Below are 19,690 nucleotides of genomic sequence, written 5' to 3'. Positions count from 1 at the left end.
GGACCGGCAGTAACGGACCGCACTGCATCAACTTATGGAAAGTGAGAGCAAGGCGTGAGTGAGCAGCCGCTCGTAAAGCCCGGAGCGCCCTCCAGACCGGCCCGGCCCAATGTCGACGCTGGAGACGCCGGTTACAGCAAGTCGTTGAAGTCCCGGCACGTCAGCATGATCGCCATCGGCGGTGCCATCGGAACCGGCCTCTTCCTCGGTGCCGGCGGCCGCCTCGCCGAGGCCGGCCCGTCGTTGTTCGTCGCGTACGCGGTTTGCGGCGTCTTCGCCTTCCTCGTCGTCCGCGCGCTCGGCGAACTCGTCCTGTACCGGCCCTCGTCCGGCGCCTTCGTGTCGTACGCCCGGGAGTTCCTCGGCGAGAAGGGCGCCTACACCGCAGGCTGGATGTACTTCCTGAACTGGGCCACGACCGGTATCGCCGACATCACCGCGGTGGCCACCTACACCCACTACTGGGGCATGTTCTCCGACATACCCCAATGGGTGATCGCGCTGATCGCCCTGGCGGTCGTCCTCGCGGTCAACCTGATATCGGTGCGAATCTTCGGCGAGCTGGAGTTCTGGTTCGCAATCGTCAAGGTCGGCGCCCTCGTCCTCTTCATGTGTATCGGCATCTTCCTGCTGGTGACCCAACACTCCGTCGACGGTCACCACCCCGGTCTGTCCGTGATCAGCGACAACGGAGGCGTCTTCCCCAACGGTCTGCTGCCCATGCTCCTGATCACCCAAGGCGTCATCTTCGCCTACGCCGCAGTCGAGCTGGTCGGCGTTACCGCGGGTGAGACCGAGAACCCCGAGAAGATCATGCCCAAGGCGATCAACTCGATCATGTGGCGCGTGGCGCTGTTCTACGTCGGCTCGGTCATCCTGCTCTCCATGCTGCTTCCGTGGAACAAGTACGTCGCCGGCGAGAGCCCCTTTGTGACGGTGCTGTCCAACATCGGTGTCCCCGCCGCGGGCGGCGTGATGAACCTCGTCGTCCTCACCGCAGCCATGTCCTCGCTCAACTCCGGCCTCTACTCGACCGGCCGCATCCTGCGCTCCATGGCGATGTCCGGCTCGGCGCCGAGGTTCACGAGTGCGATGAGCCGCAGCCAGGTTCCCTACGGTGGCATCCTGCTCACGACCGGTATCTGCGTGCTCGGCGTCGGCCTCAACTTCGTCGTACCGGCGGAGGCGTTCGAGATCGTCCTGAACTTCGCGGCGATCGGCATCCTGGCCACGTGGGGCATGATCATGATCTGCCACCTGCTCTTCTGGCGGAAGACGCAGCAGGGCGAGCTGACGCGTCCTGGCTACCGGCTGCCCGGCTCGCCGTGGACCGAGATCGTGACCCTCGGCTTCCTGGCCTCCGTCCTGGTGCTGATGTATGCCGACGGCGGGGCCGCACGCACCACCGTGCTGTGTCTTCCGCTGATCGTCGGAGCCCTCGTCGCCGGGTGGTTCGGCGTGCGCGGCCGGGTGGCCGGCATGCGCAGGGCAGCCGAGGACGCCCAAGCCAGGCCATGACCTCGACGGCGACACATCGGGGCGGCTCGCCCACGCATCAGTGGCGTGACATCACCTGCCTGATACGGGCCGTGCCGCCAACCTGCCCAGGACGCATTCAACGTGCCCTCGTAACGCTCTTCAATGGCCCGGTGGTCGCCTTACGATCGACCGCGCCCCAGGGATTCCTGGCCACCGCACACCCCTCGATACGGCACCCAGCCCTAGAGCCGGAGGCGCTGATCCTTGTAATCCGCCGCCGTCAGCCCGAGTCAACCGCGAGGCGTAGCGTGACATCACACTCTGCGCGTCCGGCACAAGCTCTCCCACGAGAAAGCCAGCTGTTTCAGGCGCTGTCATGTTCGATCTTCACCGGCTCAGACTTCTCAGGGAGCTCAAGCACCGCGGCACGCTGGCCGCCGTTGCCGCTGCCTTGTCCTACAGTCCATCGACCATTTCTCAGCAGTTGTCGCTGCTGGAATCCGAGGTCGGCGTCCGGCTACTGGAACACGTCGGTCGGCGGGTACGCCTCACCCAACAGGCGGAGATTCTCGTCGCCCACACCGAGGCTGTCCTGGAGCGGCTGGAACGCGCAGAGACCGACATCGCGACATCCTTGACCGATTTGACCGGAACACTCCGCATCGCCTCCTTTCAGAGTGCGGCGCTGGCCCTGGTCCCCACCGCACTGAACTTGTTGCATGCCGCTCATCCGCTGCTGCGTGTCCATCTCACTCAGATGGAGCGGGAAAGTGCCATTTCTGCTCTGCTAGCGCGTGACTTCGATCTGATCATCGACGTGGAGTACCCCGGTATTCCCGGTCCCCGGCCCGCGGAGGTGGAGCAGGAGGAGTTGTGTGAGGACACCCTGCATCTGGCTCATCCGGCCATTGGGGGCATGGCCGACCCCATGGAGGCTCTCCTCAGCCTGGCAGGACAGCCGTGGATCATGGAGCCCGAAGGAACCATGGCTCGCCGCTGGTCGATGGCACTGTGCCGCGAAGCAGGCTTCGAACCCGACATCCGTTACGAGTCCACCGATCACTTCCTGCATCTGCGGCTAGCCGAACAGGGTCATGCGGCCGCGCTGCTTCCGGGTTTGGCATGGCACGGCCGTCCCCCGACCGTCCCCATACAGCCACTGCCACGGGCTCATCACAGACGCAGACTGCTCACTGCCGTGCGTCGCGGAGGCGGCCAGCACCCCACCATCAAAGCCGCCCGACAGGCACTGCTCCAGGCTGCTGAGCAGCTGGTGCTGTGACCGCATGAGCCGCGGGGGCCCTGCTCTTGTCAGGCCAGACGTCTGAGCACGTCTTCGACCGCGTCGATGAGCGGATCGCCTTCAGTGCCTGCCCGCCGTATGAGACCCAGTTCGACGTCAGGAAGTTCTGGCAGGCCGCCGTACGCGGCGGTGCCGGGTTCCACGCAGGCGGGCAGTAGAGCCGCAGCGCCGAGGCCGGCCCGGACGGCGGCTTGCACGGCGGCCAGGCTGGTGCTTTCGAAAACAACACGCCATGTACGTCCGTTGGCTTCCAGCGCGTCGAGCACCGGCGTGCGCCAGCGACACGGCAGGGAGAACAGCACGAGAGGGAGGGGGTCAGCGCCTGGATCCAGTCCGGGCCCGACGGCCCATCTCAGCGGCAACCGAATCGTCCAGCGCGGTAGGCCGGGCAGGTAGGACGGATCACACAGGGCGATGTGGATGCGTCCGGAGGAAAAGGCCTCCCTCATGTACGGCCCAGGAGCGCTGACCACTTCCAGCGTCGCTTCGGGGTTAAGGCGGGCAAAATCGGCAAGTGCCTGGGGAAACGGTGCAGCGGCGAGGTCCTCGATCAGTCCCACACCGCAATGACCCGTCACCGTTCGCCTTGTTGCGGTGAGCGCCTGGGCAGACAGGGCCAGGATCCGCTCGGCATAGGGCAGCAATGCCTCGCCAGCCTTGGTCGGGCTCACTCCGGTGGCCGTACGGTGCAGCAGTGGCTGTCCGACGGAGCGTTCGAGCTTCCGCAGCTGCTGGCTGAGGGCCGGCTGGCTGTACCCGAGCGCGGCTGCAGCGCGACTGATACTGCCGAGGCGGGCGCAGCTGACGAACATCCGCAGCAACGACGTCTCTAGATCGCGGTCGAAGGCCATAACCGCACGTTATACGGCCCCCTGTTCATTGGGTAGTTCCATCTGAAGGAGCGAATCATTAGCGTCAGTCCCATGCACTACTTCCACGTCGATGTGTTCAGCTCTCGGCCCTTCAGCGGCAACAGCCTCACTGTCTTCCCCGATGCCGCCCAGCTCAGCAGCGGCCAGATGGCGGCCATCACGCGGGAAATGCGCCACTTCGAATCGATCTTCCTGACAGGTGAGGACGCGGGAGACGGAGCTTGGCGGGCCCGCGTCTTCGACCTCGTCGAGGAACTCGACTTCGCTGGCCACCCTGTCATCGGAGCCGCCTGCGTCCTGCACGCGCTGCACGGCAGTGGCGACCGTGAGACGTGGACGATGAAATTGAAAGCCCGCACGGTGGAGATCACCACACACCGGCGTGGTCCTGGGCGGTACGCGAGCGTGCTGGATCAGGGCGCTCCCTCCTTCCTCGGCCAGCCGGACCGCAAGGACCTGGCGTCTTGGTTTTCGCTGAATGAAGAAGACCTGGATGCGGATCTCCCGCCCGAGGTGGTCTCCACTGGTCTGCGCTACCTGGTGCTGCCGGTACGCAGCGGCGCACTCGAACGGGCCCGGATCGCTTTCGATCTCGACACGCCGCTTTCCAGTCTCGGCGCACAGTTCGCCTATCTCCTCGATGCCGACACCTTGGAGTCACGGCACTGGAACAACGACGGGATCGGCGAGGACGTGGCGACCGGAAGCGGAGCAGGATGTGCCGCCGCCTATCTGCGCCGCCACGGCCGCATCCGCGACGGGGAAAAGGTGGTCCTCACACAGGGCCGGTTCACTGGCCGTCCCAGCCAGATGACGATCAGCGCGCAGGGCCCGAGTGGGGACGTCCGCTCGGTACAGGTCGGCGGCGAAGTCTCGTTCGTCGCGAACGGACGTTTGGAGGAGCTGCCAGCATGAGCGGGTTGCTGGAATACTTCCGGTCCGACAGCCGTCGTCTGGTCGCTGTCGGGTGAACCCATCCGGGGGAGCGGGCCAGATTCGACGCTATCCTTTTGCGGAGTCGGTCACGACTTCTCTCTGACGGCTCGGCCGGTAGAGCGTCGGCGATGTCACGTAAAGGATGCCGCGTCCGGCAGAGCAGTTTCTCGACCTGAGGATTCAAACTGGCGGCCCATTCAGACCGCCCAGCGCCGTCTGGCAGGTTCGGCCGCTTTGGTATATCGCTGCACTGCATCTCCTGATGTCGCCCGCGGCCACGACGTCACCACGCCTGCGAAGGTTTGGAAGACGACTGTCGCTTCGCAAAAGCGCTCCGCCTCCACCAGCGCGTAGGCAAGCGTTCAGGTCGACGAGGTGGACGCGTGCTGCAAGAACCCGGGGCTGAGACAGAGCCGGGTTGCCCGCCCCAGCGCTACGGTTTCCCTCGGCGTCTCGGCCGACACCCTCGGCAGCCAAGCGCTCAAGCCGGCCTGCCACCATAGGAGGCGGTCGCGCCGAGAGTTCCCCCAGCCAGTGGCACTGGCACAGCAAACGTAAGCCGCATCTCGTCAGAGGAAGACCCATGCTCAGATTCCTAGCCGCCGAAGCCGATTCGACGTCCATAAGAGCAGGACAACACGGGCCGGACTCGGATGCCGAATTCCGCGCCGGTTGGTCAGTTGCACAGACTGGATCAATACACTCATGAACGCTGAACTTCCTACCGGATATGAGATATCCGCAGACCCCACCCGCCTCGATCCTGCGCTGATCCACCAGTGGCTGTCACAGGACTCCTACTGGGCCGTTGGTCGATCCAGGGAAAAACAGGACATGGCGATCGCCTGTTCCCTCAACTTCGGCGTCTACGACAGCGTCTCAGGCGCCCAGGTCGGTTATGCCCGTGTTGTCACTGACTCGGCCACCTTCGCCTGGTTGTGTGACGTCTACATCGCACGCGACGCACGTGGCAAGGGCCTGGGAACCGCTCTGGCCACTGCGATCCGGGACCATCTTTCTCCTTACGGCCTGCGTCGAATCCTGCTGGCCACGGCGGACGCGCACGCGGTCTACGCCAAGGTGGGCTTCGCATCACTGGAGAAACCGGAGAAATGGATGACTCTAGGGGAGCAGTGAGCCCCCAAGCACCTCGATACGGGGAACGCGAGACCGGACCAAGGCAGGCGGTGCGAGCTGCCGCAATGCGGTGCGCGGGGAAGCCAAGCGCCTCGCCGTAGTTGCGGTTCGACGGATTCGGAACACCGCTCCGCCGACTCGTCCCAACACGCTGCGACGCTCTTCGGCGTGTGGTCCTATGAGACCGGACGGGATCAGGGAGAGGCATGCCGGAAGACCAGTCGGGCCTGTATCAGGCAGGCGAAACGTTGCTGTTGGTCAAGGTGCCCGAAGCCGAGCCGCTCGTGGGCGGATGGCGCCGGCGGTTCGACTCCTCGGCCGGAGCCAGGCTTCCGGCGCACGTGACGGTGCTCTATCCATTTCTGGACCATGGCCGCATCGATGCCGACGTGCTCGGCGCGCTCGAATTACTCGTTGGTGCCCACGGAGCCTTCGACATCCGGTTCGAATGCTTCGGGCGGTTCCCCGACGTGCTCTTCCTGGTGCCGACACCGGGGGGTCCGCTGCGGGCTCTTACTCAAGCCGTCTGCGAACGATGGCCGGAGGTCCCGCCCTATGGGGGCCGGTTCGTCGAGGTCGTCCCGCACCTGACGGTGGCCCATGGTCAGGAGCGGAGCGTATTCGACGAGGCCGAGGCCGCCCTCACCGGCCGTCTGCCGGTCACCGCCCGCGTTTCGGCGGTTCAGCTTTTGGTTTGCGACGGCGAGTCCTGGCATGAACAGGCGGCCTTTCCCCTGCTCGGTCGAGGTGAATCATGTCGATGAGGTCGTCGCGGCTGGTGAGGTTGCCGTACCGAAGGTCGCAATCCGCCAGAAGGGGTACTTGGAGTTGGATTGTTCCGGACGGGCTGTGGGAATCGCGGAGCCGCTGATCCCACCGTCAAAGGTGCGGCCGCAGGGCGGGCGCCGGCGCGAGCGCATCATGGGCCCGGCGCGCGGCGGGCTACCGCCTCGTACAGACGCCACTCGGCCCCGTGCGGGCCTCCGACACCTGCCTGGCCAGCACCGAGACGCCGGGCAGCAGCACCCTGCGTCTGTCGTTGGATCCATTTCACGACGCGCATACCCCCGAGCCTCCATCCGGGATGGCTTTAGCACTGATGGCGGCAGTCGTCAGCACGGGGCCGACGACCTGACTCGTGCTCATGAGTCCCTGATGCCCCCAGCGTTCCAAGCAAAATTAGGTGTATCTGGTTGATACTGATCCGGCTTGCTGCAGCGCTGCCTATCAAGTCGATCGCCTTGCTGGGGTCGGTCATTTCCCCCGTCAGCAGGCGAGGGAGGTCGACCCCCCCCTCCCTACGCGTGAGTCTTCAAGCGAGTTGATATGTAAAGAGTTTGACTATTTGATGGAGGTCGGCTCTCTTCTTCCATCCAGGAGGCGACCCCCTTGCATGCCCGTATAGGCCCCGCTGCGGGCACAGCGGTTCTGTGCCACGCGTGGTTCTTCTTCGGTTTCCTCTATGAGGAGATCGTCGATGTCCCGAACATGATGATGGGCGCACATGCTGTGGAAGCCCAGTCTTTGTGGGACCCGTATCATTCGGTCACCAACCCGGTCTTCTACTATGCGATCGTGGCTGTCCCGGTACTGGGCTCGCTGGCCTTTCTCTGGCTGAAGCGGGGCGGGCTGTCGCCCGCGAACCAGACTCGCCTGCGACTCGCCACCTGCGGCCATCTCGCTATGGCCGCGCTCACCTTCGTCGCCGTCACGCAAATCAACGGCACGCTGTATTTCGGGCCTCCGATCAACGACCCGGCGCGCGTCGACACACTTGCCTGGGCCTGGTTCGGGGTCAACGCTCTGCGCATCGGGGCCACAGCCTTCGCCACGGTCAAACTCCTCGACTTGTACCTGAACATCTGCGGTACGTCGACACGTTATCCCGAATGACCTGCCTCTCGACTGCCCACCACCGAGGTATCACAGCAGCCGCGTCAACGGGATACACCAGCCCGCAGGCCAGGGCCGAAGCTGGCTCTCACCGTGGCAGCGTGCATTGACGATCCGGCGCGCTCGGGCATCGGCTGCTTCCCCGCGGGGTGCCCCGTCGCGATCGTCAAGGGGCTGGAGGTGGTCACGGCTGAAGCGCCAGGAACGCCGGGCCGGCCGCGTTCGCGCTGCAGATCAAGCCTCGCCACGATCGGGAGCTTTCCTTTCGCAGGTTGGGGGCCACCACGTAAGGGCTGTCCTTCCCACAGCGGGCGGGTGGGCACGGCGGGCTGCCGCATGGTGCTGGAGGCCGGGCGCGGCCGAGCTGGTTGAAGGGCGACAAGGTGGCGGACCCACTCCTCACGATCGGTGGCGTCACCGGGTGACAACCCGCGTCGCGCCCACCTCCGTGGCACCCGTGGAACTCTTCGAAGCCGTGGATCAACGTGAGTAACGTGACGGTGGCGACGGGCCGCTCACGGCAACCGTCAGCGCCTGATCCTGACTTGAGGCTAACGTTCGATTCTCTCGACGATGAATGATCGGAAACTTGCGCTAGAAAAGGTGCTGGCCGATCGGCACAGTAGCTCCGAGTCGATCAACTTGTCGGCTCGCTGGATGTCGGCGCCAGAGCGTCCCCCGCTGGCGTTGTCACACGACCAGCAGGTCGTACAGGAACCGCAGGGCCGACCTGGGCAGAACGACATCTGATGGTTGTTGACGGTGCCCAAATCGTCCAATTCGGGGATGAGGCTACGGGCGACGCGAAGACGACTCTCTTCTCTCTTCAGAGGTGAACGCATGAGCCAGCATGTGACAGTCCTGTGCTGGAACCTCAAACGCAACGGTGCTGGTGACACCACCAAGCGGCGGCGTGCCCACGAGCTGCTGGCATCCCTCGACCCTCACCTCGTCCTCCGCCAAGAGATGGATGGTGCTGCGGCGGACGGCAACCGGATCATGTACGAGGTTGAGGCTGTCCTTGGCTTGCGCGGCTTTCTCGGCCCCCGAGCCTGCACGGCCGTCTTCGCGAACCCGACGCTGTTCCAGCCGCTGAGGGAGTGTGAGGACGTCGGCCCTGTTTGGGTTCATCCACCCACGGTTGCGGTCTTCCGCTTCACACCAGGCGGCAGCCAGTCCCTGCCCCTTGTTGTGGCTTCTTATCACCTGAACCACGCCTCTGCCACAACCCGCCAGGCCGAGGTGGAGCGGCTGACGAAGTGGGCCGACCGCAAGTGGACGATGCCGGACGGCGAGCGGATGCTGATGCCCGCCCTCATGGGCGGTGACAACAACTCCTACCCGGTGCCCGGTCTGGAAGGGGACCTCCCCCTGCCGGATTTGGAACAGATCGCCGACCGGCCGCACCGGCTCCACCGCTCCCACATCGGCCCCGATGGGCAGCGGCTGTTGGACACCTGCCCTGACGAGGCTCTGCGCACCGCCGGCCTGGAGGACGTGGCCCGCTATTGGGCGAACACCCGCGATGGCGACAAGGCAGCCGCGTCCCGCACGATGAACGCCAGTCCGACGCACGGCCCGGACACGCGGATCGACAGGATCTACGCCACGCCCGCCCTACTCGGAGCGGTGAGGGATGTCGACGTGATCGAGGTCGAACCGGGTATATCAGACCACCACATCGTCCGTCTGACCCTTGACGCCGACCGCCTGACCGACGCCCTCACCTACCGGCCCCGGAGGCAAGCCGCGCCAGCTGCATCCGAAACGATCGACGACTGAAGCGCCCACCTTACGACCAAACCGGGACCGGCGCCTGCCGTGGGCCGGCCGCGCTCGGCACCATGCCCGCAAGATCACGTCCACGGGTATCGCCGACGTAAGCCCCAAAGCCGGCACATGGAGGCCGCGGAGACCGACGACGCGCTGGCTCTGTTCGTGCTGCTGATGCAGGTGAGGCTGATCAGCGCCGCGCGCCGCGCGCCGGACCGGGACCGGGTGGCGGCCCGGGGCCGAGTGGCGAAGGCGTCACGGATGCTCGATGGGGTGTTCCGGCTGTGGAGCGAGCAGCAGGACCTGGTTGCCGAGAGCGGCGCGGATCTGGATGCGGGCGCGATGTGGCGGGCGCTGGAGACGGAGATCGGCCAAGGGGACCATCAGAACAGCCATTAACGCTAAGCACTTGATCTTGCGAGAGCAGGACCCCGGCTGGAAGGCGTTCGCCGGGGTCGCCGGTCGCCAGGTCATCCAAGGGGAGTGGCTCCGGCGTTTGGGTGGGGCTGGGCCTGGAGCCGGTCGCGGAGGTCGATCTCTTCGGGGGTAAGCGGCTCCCCGGGGCGGCGGATGCGGACGGGCTTGGGCCGAAGCGGCAGGCCGTGGTCTGCGACGGCATGTTCAGCTTCTGCGAGTGCTCGGTAGAGGGATGCGACGGATGGGGACTTGCCTGCGTTCTTCCCACTTGATGGTGAGCTTCTTCGCGATGTCCGGGACGGGGACGCCCTTGTCCTTACAGTGCGACGGCGAAGGTGTACGGCCCGCCGGAGAAACGCGAGGTCGCCTGGTACCTGGTGGATCGGGCAACCGCGCACAGGATCGGCGGACGGCACCCGCTCAGTTCCCGTTCCGCACCAGCAGCCCGTCCACCAGGTGCTCCAGTGCCTCCGTCATCTCCGTGCGGGTGGCCCCGGGATCGTCCGCGTGCGCGACCATCAGCGCCGCCTCGTCCAGCGCGCCGAGAAGGATGTGGGCCAGCGGCGGTACGGGCCGGGGGGCCAGCGCCCCGGCCGCCATCGCCGCCTCCAGGGCCGCCGTGATCACTCCGAGGCCGTGCTCCTGGCCGATCTCCCGCCACCGCCGCCAGCCCAGCACCCCTGGGGCGTCCAGCAGCAGAACGCGTTCCACGTCCGGCTCGGCGAAGGCGTCGAGAAACGCGCGCGCCCCCGCCTTAAGCGCCTGCACCGGATCCGTGGCGGTCGTCATGACCTGCCCGGCGATCCGCTCGGTCAGCTCCGCCTCGACCGTCTGCACCGTGGCGTCGAACAGATCGTTCTTGTCCCGGAATTGGTGGTAGAGCGCCCCCCGGGTCACCCCGGCGGCCCGGACGATCTCCTCGGTCCCCACCCCCGCGTAGCCGCGCTCGCCGAACAGCGACCGGGCGGCGGCGATGAGAGCCGCCCGGGTCGCCCGGGAACGCTGGGTGTGCTTGGTGCCGGTCGATTCCATCCTGCCCCCTTGAGTTCCGTACAGCCTGTATGCCACTCTACATGCATACAGTCTGTACGTAATTTGCCCCGAAGGGTGCCCGCCATGCCACAGCTCACGCTTGACCAGGGAACCGTCCACTACCGGGACACCGGAGAAGGCGAGCCTGTGCTGCTTCTGCACGGGTACCTCATGGACAGCAGGCTCTGGGAACCGGTCGTCGCCCGGCTCGCCCCAGACTTCCGGTGCATCACCCCCGACCTGCCCCTCGGTGCCCACCGCACCCCGATGAACCCCGGCACGGACCTCAGCCTCCCGGGGATCGCCCGGCTGGTCGCGGATTTGATCGTCGCGCTCGATCTGCCCCGGGTGACCCTGGTCGGCAACGATCTCGGCACCGCCGTCGCCCAGCTCGTCGCCGCCCGTCATCCCGAGCGGATCGGGCGTCTCGTCCTCACCAACGGCGAGTGCTTCGACAACTGCCCGTCACCCTGGTTCAGATCACTTGTCCCCGCCTCCAGGGTGCCCGGTCTGCTCACCCTGGTTTTCCAGGCCCTGCGGCTGCGTGCCGTTCGTCGCATGCCCTTCGGGTTCGGCCTGCTGACCAGGGGCGCACTGCCCCACGATCTGATCGACGACTGGCTGGGGGCCTTCTTCGCCGACCCCGGCGTCCGGCGCGACTGCGTCAAGGTCACCCGTGGGATCGTCCCCACGGCCCTGCTCGAACCGGTAAGGCGGCTCGCCTCCTTCGACCGGCCCACCCTGCTGGCCTTCGCCCGCGAGGACCGGCTCTTCCCCTACGCGCACGGCGAGCGACTGGCCGCGATCGTGCCCGGCGCCCAGCTGGAGACCATTCCCGACAGCCGCACCTGGGTGATGCGCGACCAACCCGATCTGACAGCCCTGCTCATCAGCGAGTTCATCCGCAACACCCCCACCGGCGCCACACCGGCGGACGCCACTCCCGCCTGATCCTGGTCCAGGACCCACTGCCCGTGACGCGCCCTAGTGACCGGGTTTTGAGGTGTGGGCTCGCCCCATGAGCCGTGTTCTGTTTCAGATCATGTGGGTCCGGTGTCCTCATGGCATGGGCGATAACAGGCTGCCACCACTGGTGCTGTCGGAAGCTGAGCAGCTGACACTGCAGAGCTGGGCCAGACGGCGCCCCTCTCGGCGAGACGGACTGCGCGACGGCCCGTGAACACCCGCCTACGTCTGGCGATCACAGAACGGCGACATGCCCGTCCCGACGCCCCCGCCACCCCGGCTGGCGGGCGAGACTGCTTCCCGCCCGCCCGTCTAGGCGTCCGGCCGCGCCCACTCCGATCGAGGGAAACAATGTCCAGAACGCCCATCGCACTCGCCTCGCTGACGTCGCTGGCGGCGGCTGCCGCACTGCTGGCGACCGGCTGTGCGGGAAGGGCCGACGGCGTGGAAGCCAGCGGCTGCCGGGACGACGGAGGCTGGTCAGCGCAGCAACAGGCGCAGTGGCTGCGCTCCGCCGTGTCATTCGATGAGGACGCGTCCGGCGAGGAGGCAGTCGTCGAGGTCCGCCCGCGGGGCACGGCCGACGGCCGGCCGCTGTGCGCACCAGTCACCGTACAGGTCCAGTTCTGGCGGCTCACCGCCACGGCGTCGGGCAACGAACTGAGTCCGGCTCTTCGCGTGCAACTGGGCACGGATGGAAGCGAGAAGCGGCTCTTCGGGCTCCCGCCGGGCCTATCCGCTGCGGAACGCGACGCATGCACCGGCGTCCTCATGGCCGTCTACGCCGGCACCCCCCTGACCGCCGATGAACTGCCCGAAGGAATCGACCGCCTAGGCGGCGACGGGGTACCGGAGGTGACGTTCCGGACCGACCGGCTCGCTGCTCACCGGCTGATTTCGCCGCCGGACCGGGAGCGGTGTGAGGCGGACACCGGGGCGGCGGAAAGTGCCACGACCGCCCCCTCCGCCACCTCAAACCGATGGGGCCTCGACCATCGATGAGCGGCCCCGGCGAGGCCCGCGGAGTCACAGCAGGGCAGAAGCCGTCTCCCAGCCCTCACGACACACGATCACGCGCCGGAGCGGGCCCTGTCTGCGGCCGGCAACGCCTGCCGTAGAGCGGAGTACCTGCTGTCGTGGGCCCGCGTGCCCTCGACGTCCGTCCAGGTCACGGGAGTGACAGCGCGTACTCGGGCGGGTCCGGCGCACAATGAGTACTAACACTGGTGCCGTCGAGAAGGATGAACCCGTGGACGAGCGCAGGGCCGCATCGGTGAACCGGGGCCCCGCCGCAGCGGCGGCGGACGCCGGAGGGCTGGTCACCGCGTGGAGCGACGCGGCCCGCCGCCTGCTCGGCTTCGAGCCCGGGGACGTGATTGGCTGCTCCGTGGCGGATCTGCTGGCCGAACCACTGCCGGTCGATGCCCTGCGCAGCCTGGCCGAGCCGGACGAGTGGAGCGGTACGGTCGTGGTGCAGCACCGGGACGGCCACCCCGTCGAGGTGCGGCTGGACGCGCACCCGCTGCTCGACGGGGCCGGTGCCGTCCACTGGTTTCTCACGGCCACCGTGCCAGAGCCGGCGGCGCAGCTGCAGAAGTGGGCGCTGGAGCAGTTCCCCGTCCCGGTGGCCCTCTTCGACCAGGACGGGCTCGCGGTGTCCACCAACTCCGCGATGGAGGGGGTGATGGGTAGGCCCTCCAGGGATCTGCTCGGCCGTCGGGTGGGCGAATCGGTCGACGGCCTGCGGCGCCTCCCCGGCTTCGAGGGCCTTGGTGACGCGGTGCAGCGGGTCCTGCGCACGGGCGAGACCATGCCGTACGAGGCCTGGCTACACGCCCCCGGCGAGCCCCGCGAACACGCCTGGCTGGTGTCCCTCAGCCCGCTGAAGGACAATGCGGGCCGGATACGAGGCTTGTGTCTGGCGGCCATGGACAGTACAGAGCAGTTCCTCGCCCGGCGCAGACTGAGCGTCCTCAACGAGTCCAGCGTCAGGATCGGCTCCACCCTCGACGTGGCCCGCACCGCCGAGGAACTGGCCGAGGTGTACACGGCGCACTTTGCTGACTTCGCTCTCGTGGACCTGCTGGAGTCCGCGCTGGCCGGGGACGAGACGGGCGCCATGCCCGATGCCGCGCCCGTCTTCCGTCGCACCGCCTGCCGGTCCGTGCTAGAGGGCTGTCCCGAGGTGACGATCCCCGTCGGTGCCACGCACGGCTACCGCAAGGACTCGCCGCAGGGACGCGTGCTGACGGACGGCCGCGGTCTGTTCCACGCCGTCGACGAAGCCGGGCGGCGATGGTGGGCCGCGGACTCCCCTGACAGTGTCCGAAGCATCGACACCCACGGCATCCATACCCTGTTGGTGGTGCCGCTGCGGGCCCGCGGCATCACGCTCGGCCTGGCGATCCTCGGCCGCCACCGGACACCGGAACCCTTCGACGACGACGATCTGCTGCTCGCCAAGGAACTCGCAGCACGCGCGGCGGTGTGTGTCGACAACGCCCGCCGCTACACACGGGAACGCGACACGGCACTCGCCCTCCAGCGCAGTCTGCTCCCGCAGCACGCACCCAGACAGGCGGCCGTAGAGGTCGCCTCCCGTTACCGGCCAGCGAGCTCCCGCGCCGGCATCGGCGGCGACTGGTTCGATGTCATCCCCCTATCCGGAGCCCGGGTGGCCCTCGTCGTGGGCGATGTCGTCGGCCACGGGGTGCAGGCGTCCGCCACCATGGGTCGGCTCCGCACCGCCGTACGCACCCTCGCCGACGTCGACCTCGCCCCCGACGAACTGCTCACCCAGCTCGACGACATCGTCCTGCGCCTGGACTCCGAGCGGACACAGGATGCCGCCGAGGAACCACCGAGCCCGGGCGAGGTCGGAGCCACCTGCCTCTACGCCGTCTACGACCCCATCTCACGCCGCTGTACCATGGCCCGCGCCGGTCACCCTGTCCCGGCCATGGTCACCCCTGACGGCAAGGTCTCCTTCCTCGACCTGCCGATAGGACCCCCCTTGGGGCTGGGCGGTCTGCCGTTCGAAACCGCGGAGTTCGACATCTCCGAGGGCAGCATCCTCGCCCTCTACACTGATGGCCTCGTCCACGCCCCCGACCGCGACCTCGACGACGGACTCGCGATGCTCCGCCGGGCCCTCGGCGGCCCCGGCCGTGCACTGGAGGAGATCTGTGACGGAGTCCTACGAAGTCTGGTGCCCGACCGGCCCGCCGACGACGTCGCCCTCCTCGTGGTCCGTATCCGTGCGCTCGAAGCCAGCCGGGTCGCCGCCTGGGACGTACCCGCGGACCCTTCCTCCGTCGCCCGCGCCCGTGCACTGGCCTGCGAGCAACTGGCCACCTGGCACCTGCAGGACCTCGGCTTCGTTACCGAACTCGTCGTCAGCGAACTCGTCACCAACGCCATCCGTTACGGCGGATCCCCCATCCAACTGCGCCTGATCCTTGACACAGCGCTCATCTGCGAGGTCTCGGACTCCAGCAGCACGGCCCCCCACATGCGCCGGGCCCGCGTGTTCGACGAGGGAGGCCGCGGTCTACTGCTCGTCGCCCAGCTCACCCAGCGCTGGGGCAGCCGCCACACCCGCACGGGCAAGACGATCTGGGCCGAGCAGGCCCTGCCCACCGGACGCGCGGAGAACGGGCCTCAGGCACCGTAAGCGACACAGGATCCAGCCGAGGCGCCGTAGGCGGTGGTGGGGAAAAGCCACTCGCGCGGCGATGAGTTCCGTCGTGCGCCGGGTCCATGTGGACGGAGATGCGCTTGTCATCGATCAGGGTCATCAGGGTGTGCGGGCGAGCGATGACCCGACGATCGGTTCCCTGAACGCGGACGTGGCGCGGTTCTGCGCCGGCCTGGATGATCTGGCTGTGCCGTTCCTACTTGGATCCTGGTGTCGACCGCGCCCCTCAGCCGGGTCGGGGCCGAGGGCACCGAGGAGCCGACAGCCGTCGGAGTACCAGAAGGGGAGGCGGGAACGGTCGCGGACGCGGATGCCGAAGTGGACGGCGATGGGGACGCGGGCGCCCGGGAAGACGCCGCCGCAGGGGTCCCGGGGTCACAGTCGCCGCGGGCGGACCGTCAGACGCGCAGGGTCGCCTCCAGAACGGTGACCGCGTGCCCGGTGAGCAGGACACGGTCCGCCCGCAGCTCCGTACTGACCAGGCCGGTGCGGGCGGACGCCTGGAATCCGGTGAGGACGCCGGACCTGCCCAGCCGCGCCGACCAGTAGGGGGCGAGCGCCGTGTGGGCGCTGCCGGTCACCGGGTCCTCGGGGATGCCGTTGGCGGGCACGAAGAAGCGGGAGACGAAGTCGTAGCCGGACCCCGGCGCGGCCGCAGCGGCGGTGACGATGACCCCCCACAGTTCCTCACGCCTGGTCAGGGCCGCGATCGCCCCGAGGTCGGGGCGCAGCCCCCGTACGGCCGCCTCGTCGGGCAGCACGGTCAGGAGATGGCCCAGGGCGCCGGTACGGAAGGTCGCCTCGGGCCGCAGCCCCAGCGCCTTGGCGAGGCCGCCGGGGACGGGGACCTCAATGGCCGGCGCGGCCGGGAAGTCCAGGGTGATCTCCCCCTCCTCCCCGGCATGCGCGATGAGCAGGCCGTGGAAGCGGCTGCGGAACCGCACCGACCCGCTGGCCGGCAGCAGCCCGTCCCGTTCCAGCGAGTGCGCCGTGGCCAAAGTGGCATGGCCGCACAGGCCGACCTCGACGGTCGGGGTGAACCAGCGGATCTCCCAATCGGCCTCGCCCCCGGCCGGCAGCGGCAGGGCGAAGGCCGTCTCCGCGTGGTTCAGCTCCGCGGCGATCTGCTGCAGCCGCGTGTCGTCCGGCCACTCCCCGGCCGGGAGCAGACAGACACCGGCGGGGTTTCCGGTGAAGGGTTGGGTGGTGAAGGCGTCTACGATCTGGATTCGCATGCCAAGAAACTTAGCGAGGCCAACCGTCACCAAAGGAAGGCCAATTCCGCGAGAGTGGCCTGCCTGTCCTGCCCGTCCGGCGGGGCTCTCGTCAGTCGAGGGGCTTGCCGAAGTTGAAGGCGGTCACGGCCATCCGCTCGCGGAAGTAGAAGCGGTGCCTCGACGAAGGGCGGCCGCGGTCTGCTGCTCGTCGCCCAGCTCACCCAGCGCTGGGGCAGCCGCCACACGCACGGGCGAGACGATCTGGGCCGAGCAGACCCTGCCCGCCCGGACCACGGAAGACGAGCCGAAGTGTCCTGGAACCGAGGAGCCGTCCGGCCCGGGCGCCGTGGGCGGTGCGGAGAAGGAGCCATTCGCGCGACGATGAGTTCCCGCCGTGGGCCCCTCCACCGGTCCGTCGCGAGGGCGGTGAGCTACCCCCGAGGGCTTTGTGCCCCGGGTGGGCAGCCCCCTCGGAAGGGGCGCGGACGGCAAGGACGGCGGGGCACCACTGTCGGCGGTGCGGAACGCACCGGGCAGAACGGGACGCCGGGTTGCGAGCGCAGGGCCTCGCGCAATCCGGATTCACAGGCTCCAGGACGCCGCGCGCGACCGCGCTTGTCGGTACGTTCTGACATGCGCGCAACATCCTCCCCCGCAGGAGGCCCCTCCTCGCCTGTCGGCGATCGCGGCGGCGGTCCTGGGCGGGCTCACCGCTGCCGTCACCCCGGCCACGTTCGACGCTGCGTGACACCAGCAGCTCGGTGCTCGTCCAGCGGTGCACCCTGAACTCATTGTGCGCCGGACCCGCCCGAGTACGCGCTGTCACTCCCGTGAGCAGGACGGATTTCGGGGGCGCGCAGGCCCGACTGCGGTGGGCACCTTCGACAGGCGGGGCACCTTGCTGAAGCGGCGGGTGTGGTAGGCGGAGGCGACGGCACAGCGCGAGCGGCACGGCGAGCCGGGCTGTGCGTCACACTTCGCAGGCGTACCGTTCGACATCGTCGGCGTCCGACCGGTTGGTCGGGGAAGGCTGCTGAGGGTCCGTCATGGGTCCGGATTTTCGCACAATGCAAGTCTCAGAAGGAGGTCCGTCCCTCTTTTGCGTGAGAACGGGTTCTGAGAGCCGATCGTAGTTCACTGGCAAAGGATGGCGAGCTCAAGCGGTTAGCGCATCACCGCTGTTCAAGAGGCCGGCGTAGACCTCTGCCGGAGTGCGGTAGCCATGGGTCTTGCGCGGCCGATGGTTGAGTTCATGGGCGATGGGCGATGGCATCCAGGTCGGCATGGCTGAACGTACGGAGGTCCGCGCCCTTGGCCAGGTACTGCCGAAGCAGCCGGTTGGTGTTCTCGTTGGTGCCGCGCTGCCACGGGCTCCGAGGCGTGCAGAGGTAGATCGGCATCTCCCGGCTCGGCGGTGATGGCCTGGTGCTCGGCTGTCTCTCGCCCTCGACACCAGGTGAGCGTCCGCCGCAGTTGCGGCGGGATGCCGAGGAGGCTCATGGTGAGGTGCGGAGTGACCTGCTCGGCCATGATGCCGTCAGGGAGCGCGACGATGGCCCTGTAGCGGCTGGGGCGCTCGACGAACGCAGAGCGGGCTTTTGGGCGAGCTTGGGCCGGCGCCCACACGTGTAGGCGGCCTCGTCGGCGGAAGCGGCTCGGTAGCGGTCCCGGTCACTGTTGCGGGCGATTTCGCGGGAGACGGTCGAAGGCGATCTGCCCAGCCTTCCGGCCAGCTGCCGGGCGGACTCTCCGGCGGTGATGCCTCAGGATATCTCGTCGCGTTCGCCACCGGCTGCTGAGCCGGCGAAAACCCGTAGTCACGCACCTGTGCCTCCACGATCACATGTCATCCGTGGGTGGTGCGCTGATCACTTGAGGGTGCCATCGTTTGTGCGAATCCGGTTCCGGGCCGCTACTTCGCGGGCGACGCCGGTGGAGGAGGGTTCCGGCGGTGGTCTCCTGCGGCGGGGCCGAGTGCGGTGAACGGCGTCGGGTCCGGTCGGCGGCCCGGCAGCGGTCAGTCCGGGTGCAGGGCTTCGGCTCGCTCCTGGAGGGCTTCGAGCAGTGCGCGCACAGGTGGCGTGGGTGGCGTGCCTGGTGCGGTGTAGACGCCGATGCGGCGCTTGGCGGTGGGCGTGACGGGCAGGGCGCGGGTGTCGTTCCGGTCCTCGACGGCCAGGAAAGGGATGAGGGCGATTCCGACTCCCGCCGCGACGAGCGCCTGCATGAAGCGGAAATCGCTGGAGCGACAGACCACCTTGGGCGTGAGGCCGTGCGCGGAGGTGAGCGCGTCGACCGCGTCTCCTAGCAGGTCCCATCCGTGAATCCATGGTTCGTCGGCGACGTCTTCGAGACGGGCCGCTCGGCGCGAGGCGAGTCGGTGGTCGGCGGATACAACCAAGCGCAGGTCATCGTGCAGGAGCGGGTGGTAGGTGCAGCGGGCTGCGGCGTCCTTCCAGCTCGGTGGGGGATGCCTGGTGTTGAAGTGGTAGACGAGGGCAATATCGGCGCGGCCGTCACCGAGGGCGGTCAGAGCCTGAGTGGGTTCGGATTCGATCACCGTTGTGTCGACGTGGGTGTCGCGTCGCGCCGCGAGTGCTGCCAGTGCGGGCGCGAGTAGGAAGGCGCCGGCGCTGGGGAAAGTGGCGACGGTCACCGTGGGCGGGCCCTGGTCACGCAGCTGGGCCAGTGTCCGGTGGGCCCGGTGCAGTTCGCCGTGGACGGTGTCGGCGGTGCGCGCGAGGATCTGGCCCGCCGGGGTGAGGGTGACGCCTCGGGTGCTGCGTTCGAAGAGCCTCAACCCGGCGGCGCGTTCGAGGGCCGCCATCTGCTGGGAGACCGCCGACGGGGTCATCTGCAGTGCCTGAGCCGCACGGGCGAAGCTCCCGCGGTGGGCCACCTCGCGGAACAGGACGAGCCGCTGCACCTCAATCATCAGTTCCCCTTACTGCCTAGTGAGCAATATCGT

General features: G+C 67.9%; 17 protein-coding genes and 1 pseudogene. 12 read left to right on the top strand and 6 right to left on the bottom strand.

The genetic code is table 11. The features are described 5' to 3' along the window. The first annotated feature begins 54 nt into the window (after nucleotides 1-54). On the top strand, nucleotides 55-1,518 hold the full coding sequence (locus ACWG52_RS06795; protein WP_252308827.1) for an amino acid permease: 1,464 nt from the start codon (nucleotides 55-57) through the stop codon (nucleotides 1,516-1,518). Between the two features lie 337 nt (nucleotides 1,519-1,855). Further along, the gene (locus ACWG52_RS06790) at nucleotides 1,856-2,761 is read left to right on the top strand and encodes a LysR substrate-binding domain-containing protein (RefSeq protein WP_030830728.1); all 906 of its coding nucleotides are present in this window, start codon (nucleotides 1,856-1,858) and stop codon (nucleotides 2,759-2,761) included. Nucleotides 2,762-2,790: 29 nt separating this feature from the next. On the opposite strand, the gene ACWG52_RS06785 is transcribed toward ACWG52_RS06790, so the two are convergent. Next, nucleotides 2,791-3,633, bottom strand: coding sequence for a LysR family transcriptional regulator (locus ACWG52_RS06785; RefSeq protein WP_252308826.1), 843 nt, complete (start codon nucleotides 3,631-3,633; stop codon nucleotides 2,791-2,793). Nucleotides 3,634-3,705: 72 nt separating this feature from the next. On the opposite strand from ACWG52_RS06785, the gene ACWG52_RS06780 reads away from it, so the two are divergent. From ACWG52_RS06780 to ACWG52_RS06755, 6 genes are all read left to right on the top strand, one after another. Further along, nucleotides 3,706-4,569 carry a PhzF family phenazine biosynthesis protein gene (locus tag ACWG52_RS06780; RefSeq protein ID WP_453128169.1) on the top strand — a complete coding sequence of 288 codons (864 nt, stop codon included), beginning with the start codon at nucleotides 3,706-3,708 and terminating at the stop codon, nucleotides 4,567-4,569. Nucleotides 4,570-5,295: 726 nt separating this feature from the next. Beyond that, on the top strand, nucleotides 5,296-5,727 hold the full coding sequence (locus tag ACWG52_RS06775) for a GNAT family N-acetyltransferase (RefSeq protein ID WP_252308824.1): 432 nt from the start codon (nucleotides 5,296-5,298) through the stop codon (nucleotides 5,725-5,727). Nucleotides 5,728-5,933: 206 nt separating this feature from the next. Next, nucleotides 5,934-6,491 (top strand): 2'-5' RNA ligase family protein, encoded by a 558-nt coding sequence (locus ACWG52_RS06770; protein ID WP_252308823.1) that lies wholly within the window; start codon nucleotides 5,934-5,936, stop codon nucleotides 6,489-6,491. Between the two features lie 625 nt (nucleotides 6,492-7,116). Further along, a complete protein-coding gene (locus tag ACWG52_RS06765) occupies nucleotides 7,117-7,620 on the top strand; it encodes a hypothetical protein (protein WP_252308822.1) in 504 nt (167 codons plus the stop codon). A gap of 840 nt (nucleotides 7,621-8,460) precedes the next feature. After that, entirely contained in the window at nucleotides 8,461-9,402 is a 942-nt protein-coding gene (locus ACWG52_RS06760; protein WP_252308821.1) for an endonuclease/exonuclease/phosphatase family protein, read from the top strand. A gap of 117 nt (nucleotides 9,403-9,519) precedes the next feature. After that, entirely contained in the window at nucleotides 9,520-9,792 is a 273-nt protein-coding gene (locus tag ACWG52_RS06755; protein ID WP_252308820.1) for a hypothetical protein, read from the top strand. A gap of 438 nt (nucleotides 9,793-10,230) precedes the next feature. Here the strand turns inward: ACWG52_RS06755 and ACWG52_RS06750 are convergent, their stop codons facing one another. Further along, nucleotides 10,231-10,842 carry a TetR/AcrR family transcriptional regulator gene (locus tag ACWG52_RS06750; protein ID WP_252308819.1) on the bottom strand — a complete coding sequence of 204 codons (612 nt, stop codon included), beginning with the start codon at nucleotides 10,840-10,842 and terminating at the stop codon, nucleotides 10,231-10,233. An 84-nt stretch (nucleotides 10,843-10,926) separates the two neighbouring features. Here ACWG52_RS06750 and ACWG52_RS06745 point away from each other — a divergent pair, with 84 nt between their 5' ends. The 3 genes from ACWG52_RS06745 (at nucleotide 10,927) to ACWG52_RS06735 (ending at nucleotide 15,481) form a co-directional block, all read left to right on the top strand. After that, the gene (locus ACWG52_RS06745) at nucleotides 10,927-11,793 is read left to right on the top strand and encodes an alpha/beta fold hydrolase (RefSeq protein WP_252308818.1); all 867 of its coding nucleotides are present in this window, start codon (nucleotides 10,927-10,929) and stop codon (nucleotides 11,791-11,793) included. Nucleotides 11,794-12,159: 366 nt separating this feature from the next. Then, the gene (locus tag ACWG52_RS06740; RefSeq protein ID WP_252308817.1) at nucleotides 12,160-12,810 is read left to right on the top strand and encodes a hypothetical protein; all 651 of its coding nucleotides are present in this window, start codon (nucleotides 12,160-12,162) and stop codon (nucleotides 12,808-12,810) included. A 208-nt stretch (nucleotides 12,811-13,018) separates the two neighbouring features. Continuing rightward, nucleotides 13,019-15,481, top strand: coding sequence for an ATP-binding SpoIIE family protein phosphatase (locus tag ACWG52_RS06735; protein ID WP_405941212.1), 2,463 nt, complete (start codon nucleotides 13,019-13,021; stop codon nucleotides 15,479-15,481). Nucleotides 15,482-15,903: 422 nt separating this feature from the next. Here the strand turns inward: ACWG52_RS06735 and ACWG52_RS06730 are convergent, their stop codons facing one another. Continuing rightward, a complete protein-coding gene (locus tag ACWG52_RS06730; RefSeq protein WP_453128162.1) occupies nucleotides 15,904-16,740 on the bottom strand; it encodes a PhzF family phenazine biosynthesis protein in 837 nt (278 codons plus the stop codon). Nucleotides 16,741-16,902: 162 nt separating this feature from the next. On the opposite strand from ACWG52_RS06730, the pseudogene ACWG52_RS06725 reads away from it, so the two are divergent. Then, nucleotides 16,903-17,107 (top strand): annotated as a pseudogene (locus ACWG52_RS06725) (hypothetical protein); the annotation flags it as partial. 865 nt (nucleotides 17,108-17,972) lie between these two features. On the opposite strand, the gene ACWG52_RS06720 reads toward ACWG52_RS06725, so the two are convergent. From ACWG52_RS06720 to ACWG52_RS06710, 3 genes are all read right to left on the bottom strand, one after another. Continuing rightward, nucleotides 17,973-18,122 (bottom strand): hypothetical protein, encoded by a 150-nt coding sequence (locus ACWG52_RS06720; protein WP_453128160.1) that lies wholly within the window; start codon nucleotides 18,120-18,122, stop codon nucleotides 17,973-17,975. A gap of 96 nt (nucleotides 18,123-18,218) precedes the next feature. Further along, nucleotides 18,219-18,443: a hypothetical protein gene (locus ACWG52_RS06715; protein ID WP_453129045.1), complete on the bottom strand. Its 225-nt coding sequence runs from the start codon at nucleotides 18,441-18,443 to the stop codon at nucleotides 18,219-18,221. 296 nt (nucleotides 18,444-18,739) lie between these two features. Further along, nucleotides 18,740-19,657, bottom strand: coding sequence for a LysR family transcriptional regulator (locus ACWG52_RS06710; protein ID WP_453128158.1), 918 nt, complete (start codon nucleotides 19,655-19,657; stop codon nucleotides 18,740-18,742). Between the last annotated feature and the right edge of the window lie 33 nt (nucleotides 19,658-19,690).

Source organism: Streptomyces sp. CLCI03 (assembly GCF_053615355.1).
Note: the sequence above shows the minus strand (reverse complement) of the source record. Positions and strands in the feature narration are given on the sequence as shown.